Here is a 16,123-nt window from a genome sequence, read left to right on the forward strand (position 1 = left end):
TAATACATGGGTAAAATTAAAGAATTACAAACATCTTTAGCAAATAAAATTGCTGCAGGAGAAGTGGTTGAACGTCCTAGTTCAGTAGTAAAAGAATTACTTGAAAATGCAATTGATGCTAAGGCGACTGAAATTAATATAGAAGTAGAACAATCAGGTATTTCCTCAATTCGTGTAGTCGACAATGGAACTGGAATTGAGCAAGATGATTTGCAACTTGTTTTTCATCGCCATGCTACCAGTAAAATAAATGATGATGACGATTTGTTTCATATCAGAACATTAGGGTTTCGAGGTGAAGCACTGGCCAGTATTTCATCTGTAGCTAAAGTGACACTTAAAACGTGTACAGATAATGAAAATGGTCACGAAATTTATGCTGAAAATGGTGAAATATTATCTCAAAAACCAGCAAAAGCCAAAAAAGGAACAGATATTAAAGTAGAATCATTATTTTATAATACGCCAGCTCGGTTAAAATATATTAAAAGTTTATATACAGAATTAGGAAAAATTACAGATATTGTTAATCGAATGGCAATGAGTCATCCAAACATTCGCTTTTCACTTATATCTGATGGAAAAACGATGTTAAAAACGAATGGTTCTGGAAGAACAAATGAAGTGATGGCTGAAATATATGGTATTAAAGTTGCAAAAGATTTAGTTCACATTTCTGGCGATACTAGTGACTATCATTTAGAAGGATTTGTTGCTAAACCGGAACATTCTCGTAGTAATAAACATTATATTTCAATTTTTATTAATGGTCGATATATCAAAAATTTCGCTTTAAATAAAGCTATTACTGAAGGATATCATACACTTCTAACCATAGGTCGTTACCCTATTTGCTATATCAATATAGAAATGGATCCAATTTTAGTAGATGTCAATGTGCATCCAACGAAACTTGAAGTTAGACTTTCAAAAGAAGAACAACTTTATAATTTAATTATTGAAAAAATTAGACATGCATTTAAAGATAGAATATTAATTCCTAAAAACGATTTAGATCGAACACCTAAAAAAAATAAAGTATTGCATACATTTGAACAACAAAAAATCGATTTTGAACAAAAACAACAAAATATTTCAAATGAGACAAAACAATTAGAAAATAAAAATGACCCCAACATTTCGACTAACAATACCTTTTCAACAATAAGTCATCAATATGATGAAGCACATACCTCTGATGATTCTTACACTAGAGAAGATAACGAAAATTCTAGTGTCTATAATAATAAACGTAGTATGGATAAAGATTACTTCGACATTCAAAAAGATATTTTAAATAGTTTAGATCGTGCCGAATCTTCAATCGATAACACTCGACATGATGAAACCAATATTTATAATTATGATGAAAATGATGACTTTCAAGAGAATGTTACAAATCAAGAAGAACAAGATATTAAAGGTAAAGTAAGTTCAACACCGTCTCGACGTGTGCCATATATGGAAGTAGTTGGCCAAGTACACGGTACCTATATTATTGCTCAAAATGAAAATGGAATGTTTATGATAGATCAACATGCTGCACAAGAACGTATTAAATACGAATATTTCAGAGAAAAGATAGGCGAAGTATCAAATGAAGTACAAGATTTGTTAATTCCTTTAACATTTCACTTCTCAAAAGACGAGCAATTAATTATTGATCAATATCGAGAAGAACTTGATAAAGTAGGGGTCCATTTAGAACATTTTGGTGGATATGACTATATTGTAAATAGTTATCCAGTATGGTTTCCTAAAGTGGAAGCAGAGGAAATTATTAAAGATATGATTGAACTCGTATTAAATCATAAAAAAATTGACGTTAAAAAAATGCGTGAAGACGCAGCTATTATGATGAGTTGTAAGAAGTCAATTAAAGCAAATCATTATTTAAAAAAGAATGAAATGGCAGATTTAATTGATCAATTAAGAGAAGCGGAAGATCCATTTACTTGTCCTCATGGTAGACCAATTATTATTAACTTTTCAAATTATGAATTAGAGAAATTATTTAAACGAGTAATGTAGAAGGGATGCATAGAAATGAAAGAACACGTACTACCAGCAATTCGAAATATGAAAGATTTAGAGAAATTAATTCAAACGGATTATAAAGTGTGTGTCCTTTTAGATATGCATGTAGGTCATTTAAGAAGCATTATAGAGTTACTTAAAAAACATGACATTGAAGCATATATTCATATTGATTTAATTAAAGGAATGGCACATGATGAATATGCATGTGAATATATCATTCAAACTTATAAACCAAAAGGGATTGTTTCAACAAAAACAAAAGTTATTCAAAAAGCAAAATCATTAAATGTACTTACTATTTTTAGAGTTTTTATTATTGATAGTCAAGCACTCAATCGTAGTATACAACTCATAAAGAAAGTGGACCCAGATTATGTTGAAGTACTACCAGGTATTGCTCATAAAATTGTTGAAAATGTAAGAGAAGCAACGACTGCTAAAATTATAGCAGGTGGGCTAATCGAAGAAGAAAAAGAAGTGAATGATGCAATTAATAGTGGTGCAAGTTATGTAACCACAAGTAACAGAAAATTATGGTAGAAATTATATTTTTAACCTGAGACAAAATTGATGTCTCAGGTTTTTTTATGTATTGATAAAAAATAATTATAATACGCTCTTTTAATCTATAAAATAAATTGTGACAATTTTTTTACAAAAATCATTGACAACGCTTACAATTATTTTGTATGATTTATACAAGTTAATATTTGAATGAGAGATGAAGAGATTTCTGCAACCCTAATTATATAGTTTGTAGAAGTCTCTTTGCCTTGTAGGAGGTTAAAACATGAATGCTTATTTAGCAGAGTTTTTAGGCACGGCCATTCTTATTTTGTTCGGTGGAGGCGTATGTGCAAATGTAAATTTAAAACGTAGCGCTGGACAAGAATCTGATTGGATCGTTATTGCCGCTGGATGGGGCTTAGCTGTAACTATGGGAGTTTATGCAGTAGGACAATTTTCTGGAGCCCATTTAAATCCAGCTGTGTCAATTGCTTTAGCAGTTGAGGGAAGTTTTAGTTGGATAAAAGTACCAGGATATATTGTTTGTCAAATGTTAGGAGGAATTGTAGGAGCTACACTTGTTTGGTTAATGTATTTACCACATTGGAAAGCAACTAAAGATCAAGGTGCAAAATTAGGCGTATTCTCTACTGCACCTGCTATTAAAAATTATTTTGCTAACTTTTTAAGTGAAATTATTGGAACTGCTATTTTAAGTTTAGGGATTTTATTTATTGGGGTAAATAAAATTGCAGATGGATTAAACCCATTAATTGTGGGTAGTTTAATTATTGCAATAGGTTTAAGTTTAGGTGGGCCTACAGGTTATGCCATTAATCCAGCTCGTGACTTAGGACCAAGAATTGCACATGCGATTTTACCAATTGCTGGTAAAGGAGGATCTAATTGGTGGTATGCTATTGTACCAGTACTAGGACCAATTGCTGGCGGTATGCTAGGTGCTGTAATTTATCAAGTTTTTTATAAAAATGAATTTACTTTTATGAGTGGTGTTAGCATTGTAGTTGTAATTGTTACATTACTTATTGGTTTATCTCTTAATAAATCAAATAACAATAAAGATATTGAATCAATTTATTAAAAGTAAAAATTTAGTTTTAAATCATATAATATATTGACTATGTGATTCAAAGGATACTTAACACATACAGTCAGAATGAAAGAAGGAGAAAAATTATGGAACAATACATCATGTCAATAGACCAGGGCACAACTAGCTCTAGAGCAATTTTATTTGATAAAGAAGGAGAAATTCAAGGCGTTGCGCAAAGAGAATTTAAACAATACTTTCCTAAATCTGGTTGGGTAGAGCATGACGCCAATGAAATATGGACATCAGTATTAGCAGTAATGGCTGAAGTGATAAATGAAAATGAAATTGACCCTGAACAAATTAAAGGTATTGGTATTACTAACCAACGTGAAACTACGGTCATTTGGGATAAGAAAACAGGCCGTCCAATTTATCATGCAATTGTTTGGCAATCTCGTCAAACACAACATATTTGTAATGAATTAAAAGAACAAGGTCACGAAAAAACATTTCGTAATAAAACAGGTTTATTATTAGACCCTTACTTCTCTGGAACAAAAGTAAGATGGATATTAGATAATGTTAAAGGTGCAAGAGAAAAAGCAGAAAATGGGGATTTATTATTCGGAACTATCGATACTTGGTTAGTGTGGAAACTTTCTGGTGGAGAAGCACATATTACAGACTATTCAAATGCTAGCCGTACATTAATGTATAACATTCATGAACTTAAATGGGATGATGAATTATTAGAATTACTAGATATTCCTAAAGCAATACTTCCAGAAGTTAAAGAATCTAGTGAAATCTATGCACATACTAAAGATTATCATTTCTTTGGTCAAGAAGTACCAATTGCTGGTATTGCTGGTGACCAACAAGCAGCATTGTTTGGTCAAGCTTGTTTCGAACGTGGTGATGTGAAAAATACGTATGGTACTGGCGGATTCATGTTAATGAACACTGGTGAAGAACCTGTAACGTCTGAAAGTGGATTGTTAACTACAATTGCTTATGGTCTTGACGGTAAAGTAAACTATGCACTTGAAGGATCAATTTTCGTATCTGGATCAGCAATTCAATGGTTACGTGACGGTTTAAGAATTATTAATTCTGCACCGCAAACTGAAAACTATGCAACACGTGTTAATTCTACTGATAATGTCTACTTTGTTCCTGCATTCGTAGGACTTGGTACACCATATTGGGATTCTGAAGCACGTGGTGCGATTTTCGGATTAACTCGTGGTACTGAAAAAGAACATTTCATTCGTGCAACATTAGAATCTTTATGTTATCAAACACGCGATGTTATGGAAGCAATGTCTAAAGATTCAGGAATTGAAGTAAATAATTTACGTGTTGATGGTGGCGCAGTAAAAAATAACTTTATAATGCAATTCCAAGCAGATATTGTTGATACATCAGTTGAACGTCCGGAAGTTCAAGAAACAACAGCACTTGGAGCTGCTTATCTAGCAGGTTTGGCTGTAGACTTTTGGGAAGATAAAAAAGACATTGCTGATAGATGGAAATTAGAAACAGAATTTAATCCAGAAATGTCTGAAGAAACAAGAACTAAGTTATATAAAGGTTGGAAGAAAGCAGTAGAAGCTACTCAAGTCTTTAAATTAGAAGATTAATTTTTAATTATGGCTTAGTTACAAAGAATATGTTATGATGTAATTAAGTTAATACATTAGTCGAGATTTGAGAGACCTGTTATCATGCAGTATGCTTCTGTGTGTATAGGTCTCTCTTTTTTTAATATAAATTTTGGAGGGTATATTATGGCATTATCTACTTTTAACAGGAACTTAATTAAAAAGAATTTAAGAAATAAAGAATTTGACGTTGTAGTTATTGGTGGAGGAATTACTGGTGCAGGTATTGCATTAGATGCTACACAACGTGGTATGAAAGTAGCTTTAGTAGAAATGCAAGACTTTGCGCAAGGTACAAGTTCTCGCTCAACTAAATTAGTACATGGTGGTTTACGTTACTTGAAACAAGCACAAATCAAAGTTGTTGCTGAAACAGGTAAAGAACGTGCAATAGTTTATGAAAATGGTCCCCACGTAACAACTCCTGAATGGATGTTATTACCGATGCATAAAGGGGGGACATTTGGTAAATTCACAACTAACATCGGGTTAACAATGTATGATCGTTTAGCAGGCGTTAAACGTCATGAACGTAAAAAAATGTTATCAAAACAAGCTACTTTAAATAAAGAACCTCTTGTGAAAAAAGATGGTTTAAAAGGTGGCGGATACTACGTAGAATATCGTACTGATGATGCTCGCTTAACAATTGAAGTGATGAAACGTGCTGCTGAAAAAGGCGCTGAAGTCATTAATCACACTAAATCTACTGACTTCGTATACGATGCTAAAAATAAAGTAAGTGGTATTAAAGTAAAAGATATGCTTACAGGTGAAGAGTATCAAATCAATGCTAAAAAAGTAATCAATGCTGCTGGTCCATGGGTAGACGAAGTGAGAAAGAAAGATTATACACGTAACAATAAACAATTACGTTTAACAAAAGGTGTTCACGTAGTTATCGATCAATCAAAATTCCCATTACGTCAAGCGGTTTACTTTGATACTGAAAAAGATGGTCGTATGATTTTTGCTATTCCTCGTGAAGGTAAAGCATATGTAGGTACTACTGATACATTCTATAATAATGAAAAAACAAAACCTTTAACTAATCAAGAAGATAGAGACTATTTAATTGATGCAATCAATTATATGTTCCCTGATGTACATGTTACTGATGCTGATATTGAATCAACTTGGGCTGGCGTACGTCCATTAATTTTAGAAGATGGAAAAGATCCTTCAGAAATTTCACGTAAAGATGAAATTTGGGAAGGTAAATCAGGATTATTAACCATTGCTGGTGGTAAATTAACTGGATATCGTCATATGGCATTAGAAATTGTTGATTTATTAGCTAAGCGTTTAAAACAAGAATATAGTCTAAAATTTGCGGATAGCAAAACTAAAAATACACCTATTTCTGGTGGAGATGTTGGTGGTAGTAAAAACTTTGAAAATTACGTAAATCGTAAAGTTCAAGAAGGTAAAGCACTTGGATTAAGCACAGATGTGGCACATAATTTAGCTTCAAAATACGGTTCAAATGTAGATAAATTATTCGCAATTGCACAATTAACGAATGAAAAAGATTTAAATATGCCATTAGAATTATACGTTCAATTAGTTTATAGTGTACAAAACGAAATGGTATATAAACCAACTGATTTCTTAATTCGTCGTACTGGTAAATTATACTTTGACATCAATACAGTTAAACAATATAAACAAGCAATTATTGATGAATTAGATAAATTATTAAATTATACTGCTGAACAGAAAAATGAATTTTCTAAAGAAGTTGATGAAGCTATTGAAGAAGCAACACATGGTAATCATCAACCTGCAGAAAAATAAATATAGTTAAAATAGTATAGCAACTGAGATTGGGTAAAAGCACTCAATCTCAGTTTTTTATATTTTGATAAAATTTTTAAATTTAAAGTATATATAACCTATTAAAAAGTAACAAACTATTTGATAACATTAAAGAGTATAGGTATATTAGTAGGAATAGTACGTTGTTAACATACCATTATAGAAAGAGATTGGAGGCATATCTATGGGGCAAAGTGCTTATAAAATAACTGTAGAAGATGGAACAACTTTAGAAGTTAAAGTAGATAAAGCAAACATAGCGACTTATGGTATTATACATATATTTCATGGTATGGCTGAACATATGGATCGATACGAAACACTTGTTAATGCTTTAACGCATCAAGGCTATGATGTGATTAGACATAATCATAGAGGACATGGGAAAGAGATTGATGAGAAAGAACGTGGACATTACGACAGTATGAATCAAGTTGTTCAAGATGCGTTTGAAATTGCACAAACATTATATGATAGTGAGAAAGGATTACCCTATATTGTATTAGGCCATTCAATGGGATCTATTATTGCACGTTTATTTGTTGAAACTTATCCAAATTTTGCTAATGGATTGATATTAACTGGAACAGGACAATATCCGAAATGGAAAGGAATTCCTACAAGAATCAGTTTGAAATTAATTTCTATTTTTACTGGGAAGCGCAATCGTTTAAAATGGGTCAATCAACTCGTTTACAAATCATTTAACAAAAAGATTGATCAACCACGAACTGAAAGTGACTGGCTTTCATCACAATCTACAGAAGTTGATAAATTTGTAAACGATGAGTATACCGGCTTTTTAGTTTCAAACCAATTAATTTATGAAACAGTAAAACATATGACACGTACTGCAAATTATACTCAATTAAAAAAAATGAATAAACAGTTACCAATATTGATGATTTCAGGAAAAAATGATCCTTTTGGAGAGTATGGCAGAGGTGTTAAATCCTTGGCCAGAAAATTTAAAAAAGCTGGTATTAAACATATTACGGTACAACTTTATGCAAATAGAAGACATGAAATATTATTTGAAGTTGATCAACAAATGATATGGAATCATATGTTTGATTGGATTCAAAAACAAGTATTGAAAAATAATCAGAGTGAGGCGTAATCATTGCAAGCATCAAAAAAACCTTTTCTAGTAGTTATTGTAGGACCGACAGCTTCGGGTAAAACAGAATTGAGTATCGAATTAGCTAAAAAAATGAATGGAGAAATCATTAGTGGCGATTCGATGCAAGTATACCGTCAAATGAATATAGGTACTGCAAAGGTAACAGAAACAGAAATGGAAGGGATACCCCATTATTTAATAGATATCTTAAATCCTGATGAATCATTTTCTGCATACGAATTTAAAAAAAGAGCAGAAGTGCTTATTGAAGATATTACAAAAAGAGGTAAAGTACCTATTATTGCAGGAGGTACAGGTTTATATATTCAGTCTTTAATTTACGATTATCCATTTGATGATGAAAATGTATCAGTAGAAAAAGAATTAAGAGTAAAAGAAAAATTAGATGCATTAAATCAATTGAATAATGATGACTTACATCGTTACTTAGCATCGTTTGATGAAACATCAGCTAAAGATATTCATCCAAATAATAGAAAAAGAGTACTTAGAGCGATTGAATATTACTTAAAAACAAAAAAACTTTTAAGTTCTCGAAAGAAAGTTCAACAATTTACAGAAAATTATGATACATTATTAGTAGGGATTGAAATGTCGCGCAAAACATTATATACAAGAATAAATAAACGTGTTGATATTATGTTGGGCCACGGATTATTTAATGAAGTGAAAGCACTAGTTGAACAAGGTTTTGAATCTAGTCAGAGTATGCAAGCAATTGGTTACAAAGAACTTGTCCCTGTTATAAAAGGAGAAATGGAATTAGAACCAGCTGTAGAATTATTAAAACAACATTCAAGGCAATATGCGAAAAGACAACTCACATGGTTTAAAAACAAAATGAATGTTCAATGGTTTGATAGAGAGACAATGTCACTTCAAATGATGTTAGATGAGATTACAACCCAAATAAATAAAAGGAGTTCTAAACATGATTGCAAACCAAAACATCCAAGATCAAGCACTAGAGAACTTTAAAGCAGAACAAACGGAAATTACTGTATTTTTCTTAAATGGTTTTCAAATGAAAGGTGTTATTGAAAACTTTGATAAATACATGATTAGCTTAGTTTCTCAAGGCAAACAACATTTGATTTACAAACATGCGATCAGCACTTTCACTGTGGATACAGAATCTACTGATTCAGAAGCTACAGGCGAAGGTGAAGAATAAGTTGTAATTAAAGTGCCAAGTTACTGAATTTTAGAGCGTAGTCCACGGTCGAAATGTATACGTAGCTTGCAAAATTCTCATCAATTTTTGCACTTTTGAACAAATAAAGGAAATGTTTGTAATAAAACAAAGCTTCAATATAGAACGATTGTCTATGACATAGTCATCTATATTGAAGCTTTTATTTAATTTATAGAAGTTTTTCAATATCTTTTTCAATTTGAGCAGGTTTTTTCTGAGGTGAGAAGCGTTGAACAATATTACCTTCACGGTCAACTAAAAACTTAGTGAAATTCCATTTAATTTTTTCACTTAACATGCCTTTAGCTTGACTTGTTAAATAACGGAACAATGGATGCTGGTTATCGCCTTTAACGTCAATTTTTTCATGAATAGGGAATGTGACACCGTAGTTAATTTTACAATTTTGATTTGCTTCAGCACCAGAACCAGGTTCTTGACCTCCAAACTGATTGCATGGGAAACCTAAAACAATAAATCCTTGGTCCTTATATTTATTATATAGTTCTTGTAATCCTTCAAATTGTGGTGTAAATCCACATTCACTCGCTGTATTAACGATAAGCATAACATCGCCTTTATATACATCTAATTTATAATTTTCACCATTAGATTTTTGAACTTCAAAATCATAAATATTTTCCATACTATCACCCTTTCAATTTAGCTTTAATTTAACATAGTTTTAGTCGTTAGTCTTTAAACTTGCTCTATGATAGAATATGTAAGACATGTTAGAAAAGGAGATGTATATCATGGCTCAGCAACACACTTATGATACAAAGAAAAAGCTAGAAACTGCTGTATTAGTTGGTGTACATGCTCAAAGTGATCATCAATATAATTTTGAATCTACAATGGAAGAATTAGAAGCTTTAGCGTTGACTTGTCAATTAGATGTTAAAGGACAAGTCACTCAAAATAAAGATCAATTTGATTATAAATATTATGTTGGCAAAGGTAAGATTGATGAAATTAAAGCTTTTATAGAATTTCATGACATCGATGTTGTTGTGACAAATGATGAATTAACAACAGCACAATCAAAAACATTAAATGATAATTTGGGCATTAAAATTATCGATAGAACACAGCTCATTCTTGAAATTTTTGCTTTAAGAGCGCGTAGTAGAGAAGGTAAATTACAAGTTGAATTAGCTCAACTCGATTACTTACTTCCTAGATTACAAGGACATGGAAAAAGTTTATCTCGTTTAGGCGGGGGAATTGGTACGCGTGGTCCTGGTGAAACAAAATTAGAAATGGATAGACGTCATATTAGAACACGTATGAATGAAATTAAACTTCAACTTAAAACAGTGGTCGAACATCGTGAAAGATATCGTAATCAACGCGAACAAAATCAAGTGTTTCAAATTGCACTTATTGGCTACACTAACGCTGGAAAATCTTCTTGGTTTAATGTTTTAGCAAACGAAACGACTTTTGAAAAAGATTTACTATTTGCCACACTTGACCCTAAAACACGACAAATACAAATTAACAATGGGTTTAATTTAATTATTTCTGATACCGTAGGCTTCATTCAAAAGTTGCCTACAACGTTAGTAGCAGCATTTAAGTCGACATTAGAAGAAGCGAAAAGTGCTGATTTACTTCTACATGTCGTTGATGCAAGTCATCCAGAATATCGTGCTCAATATGATACGGTTAATCAATTGGTAAAAGACTTAGATATGGATGACCTTCCACAAGCAATCATTTTTAATAAAAAAGATCAATGTTCTGAAGAAACTGATGTACCGGTATCAGGCCATCCGTCTGTATTTGTATCAAGTCGTAATAGTGAAGATAAATTAAAAGTGAAGCAGTTACTGTTTGATCAAATAAAAGCGACTTTGTCATATTACGTAGAAACTGTATCTAGTGAAGATGCAGATAGATTATATTTTTTAAAACAACATACACTTATCGAAGAAATGAAATTTGATGAAAATAATGAAAGCTATATCGTTAAAGGATATAGAAAATAATTATATATAAAGGAAGATAAATTGCATGTCAGATATTCAACACATCGTTTCTAAAGTAGAAGAAACGTTAACACCCTTATTTAAAGAAATTGAAGAAACTGCTTATATCAATCAGGAAAAGGTTCTTAATGCATTTCATCATGTTAAAGCGAGCGAGAATGATTTAGTAGGTTCTACAGGATATGGTTATGATGATTTTGGACGTGATCATTTAGAAGAGATATATGCTCATACGTTTAAAGCAGAAGATGCACTTGTTAGACCTCAAATTATTTCGGGTACTCATGCAATTACATTAGCATTGCAAAGTACACTCAAATATGGCGATGAACTGATGTACATTACAGGTAGTCCCTATGACACCTTACTTGAAGTGATTGGTGTTAATGGTAATGGTATTGAAAGTCTCAAAGAGCATGGCGTGACATATAAAGAAGTTGCATTAAAAGATGGAATGATTGATGTTGAAACTGTTTTAAATACTATTTCGAAACAAACGAAAGTTATTGCTATTCAACGTTCAAAAGGGTATGGACAACGACCTTCAATTACAGTAGATGAAATAGAAACTGCTATTTCTCAAATTAAACAACGATATCCCAATGTAATTATTTTTGTGGATAATTGCTACGGAGAGTTTGTAGAGCGTCGAGAACCAATAGAAGTGGGTGCAGATTTAATTGCAGGGTCATTAATAAAAAATCCTGGTGGTGGATTAGCAAAAATTGGTGGTTACATTGCAGGACGAAAAGATTTAATCGAACGATGTGGTTATCGTTTAACTGCACCTGGGATTGGTAAAGAAGCGGGTGCTTCATTATTTTCATTGCAAGAAATGTATCAAGGATTTTTTTTAGCACCGCATGTAGTGGGTCAAAGCTTAAAAGGCTCACTATTTACAAGTTTACTTCTTGAAAAAATGAATATGAACACAGTTCCCAAGTACGATGCTAAGCGTACAGACTTAATTCAAACCGTTCAATTTGATACAAAAGAACAGATGATTGCATTTTGTCAAAGTATTCAACATGCTTCACCAATTAATGCACACTTTAGTCCTGAACCTAGTTATATGCCTGGTTATGAAGATGATGTCATCATGGCAGCAGGAACGTTTGTGCAAGGATCCTCTATTGAATTATCAGCAGATGGTCCGATTCGTCCGCCTTATGAGGCATATGTGCAAGGTGGTCTAACTTATGAACATGTTAAAATTGCAGTAACACGTGCGGTTATGAATTTAAAAGAACAGAATTTAATTTAAGTAGTATAATACAATATTCAAAAATAGATAGTAATAAACATAATGAGAGTGAATTTCCTTTTGTATATGGATTTATTTTATGATAATATATCATGGTTAATTATACGAGATACTAATGAATAAGAAGGTTTAAATCAATTATGAAAGAAAATTTTTGGAATGAATTACCACGTCCATTTTTCATTTTAGCGCCGATGGAAGACGTGACAGACATTGTTTTTCGACATGTAGTAAGTGAAGCAGAGAGACCGGATGTATTTTTTACTGAATTTACAAATACGGAGAGTTTTTGTCATCCAGAAGGGATACATAGTGTACGAGGACGTTTAACATTCAGTGAAGATGAACAGCCTATGGTTGCTCATATATGGGGTGATAAGCCAGAGCAATTTAAAGAAATGAGTTTTGGTTTAGCAGATATGGGCTTTAAAGGTATTGATTTAAATATGGGCTGTCCTGTCGCAAATGTTGCCAAAAAAGGTAAAGGGTCTGGGTTAATTTTACGACCAGAAAGAGCAGCTGAAATTATTCAAGCAGCCAAGGCAGGTGGACTACCTGTTAGTGTTAAAACACGTCTAGGTTATTATAATATAGAGGAATGGAAAGAATGGTTAAGACATGTGTTTAAGCAAGACATTGCAAACTTATCTATCCATCTTCGTACACGTAAAGAAATGAGCAAAGTCGATGCACATTGGGAATTAATTGAAGCCATTAAAGAAATGCGCGATGAAGTGGCGCCTCAAACATTATTAACTATCAATGGTGATATTCCAGATAGACAAAAAGGTATGGAACTTGCGACGAAATATGGTATTGATGGAGTTATGATAGGAAGAGGCATTTTCCATAATCCTTTTGCATTTGAGAAAGAGCCACGCGAACATACAAGTAAAGAACTCTTGGATTTATTTAGATTACATTTAGAGTTATTTGAAAAGTATTCAAATGAAGAAACACAACAATTTAAAAGTTTACGACGTTTCTTTAAAATTTATGTGCGAGGTATTAGAGGTGCAAGTGAATTACGGCATCAATTAATGAGTACAGAAACTGTGGATGAAGCTCGAGCATTACTTGATGACTTTGAAGCAAATATGGAAGATAACCATTAATGAAACTTAAATTTTTAAAACTTAACAATAAGAATACGCTATCGTATTGATGTCTTGAAAAATAATTTTTAAATAGTAAAAAGCCTGTAGATAACTGTATCTATGGGCTTTTACGTTTATATGTAAGAAATATTTAATTTTCATGTCAGAAAACCTAACATATTTTTGTATTTCATATTAATCTATGCTAAATTATAGACAAGTTCAAAAGTAGAGGTGAGGTTATAGTGTCTAACGATACAATAAGACGTAATATGGCCGTGTTCTCTATGAGTGTTGTTTGTAAATTGACAGAGCTCACAGCAAGACAAATACGTTATTATGAAACACATGAACTCATTAAGCCCGAACGTACCGAAGGAAATAAAAGGTTATTCTCGATGAATGACTTAGAGAGACTGTTAGAAATTAAAACGTTAATTGAAAAAGGTTTTAATTTAAAAGGTATTAAACAAATAATTACAAATAATCAAGGGCACTTAACTACTGATGAACAAGAGACGAGAAAAAGAATGATTGTAGATGCAACTCAGAAACCGCGCAGTGAAGCTTTACCGATAAACCGTGGCGATTTATCACGATTTATTAATTAATAACTTGGAGGATGTCTACCATGCCAAAACATACTTTTACAAAAGAGGATATTCGCAAATTTGCAAAAGAGGAAAACGTAAGATATTTAAGATTACAATTCACTGATATCTTAGGTACAATTAAAAATGTTGAAGTTCCAGTAAGCCAATTAGAAAAAGTGTTAGATAATGAAATGATGTTTGACGGATCTTCAATCGAAGGTTTCGTACGTATTGAAGAATCAGATATGTATTTATACCCAGATTTAGATACTTGGGTTATCTTCCCTTGGACAGCAGGTCAAGGCAAAGTAGCACGTTTAATTTGTGATGTTTATACAACTGATGGTGAACCATTTGCTGGGGACCCACGTACGAACTTAAAACGTATATTAAAAGAAATGGAAGACTTAGGTTATACAGATTTCAACTTAGGGCCTGAACCAGAATTCTTCTTATTCAAATTGGATGAAAAAGGTGAACCAACATTAGAATTAAATGATAATGGCGGTTACTTCGACTTAGCACCAACTGACTTAGGTGAAAATTGTCGTCGTGACATCGTCCTTGAATTAGAAGATATGGGCTTTGATATCGAAGCAAGTCATCATGAAGTAGCACCAGGTCAACACGAAATTGACTTCAAATATGCAGATGCAATTTCAGCATGTGACAACATTCAAACATTTAAATTAGTTGTTAAAACAATTGCACGTAAACATAATTTACATGCGACATTTATGCCAAAACCATTATTTGGTGTAAATGGAAGTGGTATGCACTTCAACGTATCTTTATTCAAAGGTAAAGAAAATGCATTCTTTGATCCAAACGGCAAAGATCAATTAACTGAAGATGCTTATCACTTTACTGCAGGTATCTTAAATAATGCACGTGGATTTACGGCAGTATGTAACCCATTAGTCAATTCATATAAGCGTTTAGTACCTGGTTACGAAGCACCATGTTACATTGCTTGGAGTGGTAAAAACCGTTCTCCATTAGTACGTGTACCTACTTCAAGAGGTCTATCAACTCGTATTGAAGTACGTTCAGTTGACCCTGCTGCTAACCCATATATGGCTTTAGCTGCGATCTTACAAGCTGGTTTAGACGGTATTAAAAACAAAACTAAAGTACCAGAACCAGTAAACCAAAATATCTATGAAATGAATCGTGAAGAACGTGAAGCAGTAGGTATTCAAGATTTACCATCTACACTTTACACTGCATTAAAAGCAATGCGTGAAAACGATACAGTTAAAAAAGCATTAGGCAATCACATCTATAATCAATTTATTAATTCTAAATCTATCGAATGGGACTATTACAGAACTCAAGTTTCTGAATGGGAACGCGATCAATATATGAAACAATACTAATCGCTAAGCAAAAAGGGGAAAGACTTAGGGACATAAGAAGTTAAGGCATTTGCCTTAGCTTCTTTTTTATTTGAAAATAATCTATTTTTACTTGACCACTTTCTTCAAAAGTAGTGAATTGGTCAAGTTTTGGTCAAGTAAGTTAAAAAATATTCTTTATATACTTCTCGAAATTTTCTAGTTTGATCATAGATTGTTTAGCTTTTTTTGTTTTTTCATGTTCGTCTACCACTAAATATTTTTTCATAATATATAGCTCCTATTTTTATTAAATATATCAATAAAACCTATATGAATTATAAAAATATTATGTAAACATAAAAATATAGACCCGAAGTATGTCACCTTAAGGTCTATATTAAATAAGTTTATAA

14 protein-coding genes are annotated in these 16,123 nt (G+C 32.2%); 13 read left to right on the forward strand and 1 reads right to left on the reverse strand.

The window, feature by feature from the left end:
- Window positions 1-6 precede the first annotated feature (6 nt).
- The 8 genes from mutL to hfq all read left to right on the forward strand — a co-directional run bounded on the left by mutL (window position 7) and on the right by hfq (window position 9,401).
- Window positions 7-2,031 (forward strand): DNA mismatch repair endonuclease MutL, encoded by a 2,025-nt coding sequence (mutL, locus tag HMPREF2578_RS04005; protein ID WP_037540998.1) that lies wholly within the window; start codon window positions 7-9, stop codon window positions 2,029-2,031.
- Between the two features lie 15 nt (window positions 2,032-2,046).
- The gene (locus HMPREF2578_RS04010) at window positions 2,047-2,580 is read left to right on the forward strand and encodes a glycerol-3-phosphate responsive antiterminator (protein ID WP_017174634.1); all 534 of its coding nucleotides are present in this window, start codon (window positions 2,047-2,049) and stop codon (window positions 2,578-2,580) included.
- Between the two features lie 250 nt (window positions 2,581-2,830).
- Window positions 2,831-3,649 carry an MIP/aquaporin family protein gene (locus HMPREF2578_RS04015; RefSeq protein WP_017174635.1) on the forward strand — a complete coding sequence of 273 codons (819 nt, stop codon included), beginning with the start codon at window positions 2,831-2,833 and terminating at the stop codon, window positions 3,647-3,649.
- A 95-nt stretch (window positions 3,650-3,744) separates the two neighbouring features.
- Window positions 3,745-5,244: a glycerol kinase GlpK gene (gene glpK, locus HMPREF2578_RS04020; protein ID WP_017174636.1), complete on the forward strand. Its 1,500-nt coding sequence runs from the start codon at window positions 3,745-3,747 to the stop codon at window positions 5,242-5,244.
- A gap of 147 nt (window positions 5,245-5,391) precedes the next feature.
- Complete coding sequence (locus HMPREF2578_RS04025) at window positions 5,392-7,062, forward strand: glycerol-3-phosphate dehydrogenase/oxidase (RefSeq protein WP_017174637.1); 1,671 nt, start codon at window positions 5,392-5,394, stop codon at window positions 7,060-7,062.
- 205 nt (window positions 7,063-7,267) lie between these two features.
- A complete protein-coding gene (locus HMPREF2578_RS04030) occupies window positions 7,268-8,203 on the forward strand; it encodes an alpha/beta hydrolase (RefSeq protein ID WP_037540999.1) in 936 nt (311 codons plus the stop codon).
- Window positions 8,204-8,206: 3 nt separating this feature from the next.
- Complete coding sequence (gene miaA, locus HMPREF2578_RS04035; RefSeq protein ID WP_037541000.1) at window positions 8,207-9,205, forward strand: tRNA (adenosine(37)-N6)-dimethylallyltransferase MiaA; 999 nt, start codon at window positions 8,207-8,209, stop codon at window positions 9,203-9,205.
- Complete coding sequence (hfq, locus tag HMPREF2578_RS04040) at window positions 9,159-9,401, forward strand: RNA chaperone Hfq (protein ID WP_037541001.1); 243 nt, start codon at window positions 9,159-9,161, stop codon at window positions 9,399-9,401. Before miaA ends, hfq begins: the two co-directional genes overlap by 47 nt.
- 190 nt (window positions 9,402-9,591) lie before the next feature.
- Here hfq and HMPREF2578_RS04045 read toward each other — a convergent pair whose 3' ends face one another.
- Complete coding sequence (locus HMPREF2578_RS04045) at window positions 9,592-10,068, reverse strand: glutathione peroxidase (RefSeq protein ID WP_037541002.1); 477 nt, start codon at window positions 10,066-10,068, stop codon at window positions 9,592-9,594.
- 109 nt (window positions 10,069-10,177) lie between these two features.
- Here HMPREF2578_RS04045 and hflX point away from each other — a divergent pair, with 109 nt between their 5' ends.
- The 5 genes from hflX to glnA all read left to right on the forward strand — a co-directional run bounded on the left by hflX (window position 10,178) and on the right by glnA (window position 15,749).
- Window positions 10,178-11,416, forward strand: a complete 1,239-nt coding sequence (hflX, locus tag HMPREF2578_RS04050) for a GTPase HflX (RefSeq protein ID WP_037541003.1) — start codon at window positions 10,178-10,180, stop codon at window positions 11,414-11,416.
- A 25-nt stretch (window positions 11,417-11,441) separates the two neighbouring features.
- Complete coding sequence (locus tag HMPREF2578_RS04055; RefSeq protein WP_017174639.1) at window positions 11,442-12,680, forward strand: methionine gamma-lyase family protein; 1,239 nt, start codon at window positions 11,442-11,444, stop codon at window positions 12,678-12,680.
- 140 nt (window positions 12,681-12,820) lie between these two features.
- The gene (locus HMPREF2578_RS04060) at window positions 12,821-13,795 is read left to right on the forward strand and encodes a tRNA dihydrouridine synthase (protein ID WP_017174640.1); all 975 of its coding nucleotides are present in this window, start codon (window positions 12,821-12,823) and stop codon (window positions 13,793-13,795) included.
- Window positions 13,796-14,019: 224 nt separating this feature from the next.
- The gene (locus tag HMPREF2578_RS04065) at window positions 14,020-14,388 is read left to right on the forward strand and encodes a MerR family transcriptional regulator (RefSeq protein ID WP_025987220.1); all 369 of its coding nucleotides are present in this window, start codon (window positions 14,020-14,022) and stop codon (window positions 14,386-14,388) included.
- 20 nt (window positions 14,389-14,408) lie between these two features.
- Window positions 14,409-15,749 carry a type I glutamate--ammonia ligase gene (glnA, locus tag HMPREF2578_RS04070; RefSeq protein WP_017174642.1) on the forward strand — a complete coding sequence of 447 codons (1,341 nt, stop codon included), beginning with the start codon at window positions 14,409-14,411 and terminating at the stop codon, window positions 15,747-15,749.
- Window positions 15,750-16,123: the final 374 nt, after the last annotated feature.

Origin of the sequence: Staphylococcus sp. HMSC072H03 (genome assembly GCF_001809305.1) — a bacterium.
GTDB classification, from domain to species: domain Bacteria; phylum Bacillota; class Bacilli; order Staphylococcales; family Staphylococcaceae; genus Staphylococcus; species Staphylococcus hominis.

Excerpts from the sequence above, each read along its gene's own strand:
- mutL (WP_037540998.1), top strand. The coding sequence starts at position 7 with ATGGGTAAAATTAAAGAATTACAAACATCTTTAGCAAATAAAATTGCT.
- HMPREF2578_RS04010 (WP_017174634.1), top strand. The coding sequence starts at position 2,047 with ATGAAAGAACACGTACTACCAGCAATTCGAAATATGAAAGATTTAGAG.
- HMPREF2578_RS04015 (WP_017174635.1), top strand. The coding sequence starts at position 2,831 with ATGAATGCTTATTTAGCAGAGTTTTTAGGCACGGCCATTCTTATTTTG.
- glpK (WP_017174636.1), top strand. The coding sequence starts at position 3,745 with ATGGAACAATACATCATGTCAATAGACCAGGGCACAACTAGCTCTAGA.
- HMPREF2578_RS04025 (WP_017174637.1), top strand. The coding sequence starts at position 5,392 with ATGGCATTATCTACTTTTAACAGGAACTTAATTAAAAAGAATTTAAGA.
- HMPREF2578_RS04030 (WP_037540999.1), top strand. The coding sequence starts at position 7,268 with ATGGGGCAAAGTGCTTATAAAATAACTGTAGAAGATGGAACAACTTTA.
- hfq (WP_037541001.1), top strand. The coding sequence starts at position 9,159 with ATGATTGCAAACCAAAACATCCAAGATCAAGCACTAGAGAACTTTAAA.
- HMPREF2578_RS04045 (WP_037541002.1), bottom strand. The coding sequence starts at position 10,068 with ATGGAAAATATTTATGATTTTGAAGTTCAAAAATCTAATGGTGAAAAT.
- hflX (WP_037541003.1), top strand. The coding sequence starts at position 10,178 with ATGGCTCAGCAACACACTTATGATACAAAGAAAAAGCTAGAAACTGCT.
- HMPREF2578_RS04055 (WP_017174639.1), top strand. The coding sequence starts at position 11,442 with ATGTCAGATATTCAACACATCGTTTCTAAAGTAGAAGAAACGTTAACA.
- HMPREF2578_RS04060 (WP_017174640.1), top strand. The coding sequence starts at position 12,821 with ATGAAAGAAAATTTTTGGAATGAATTACCACGTCCATTTTTCATTTTA.
- glnA (WP_017174642.1), top strand. The coding sequence starts at position 14,409 with ATGCCAAAACATACTTTTACAAAAGAGGATATTCGCAAATTTGCAAAA.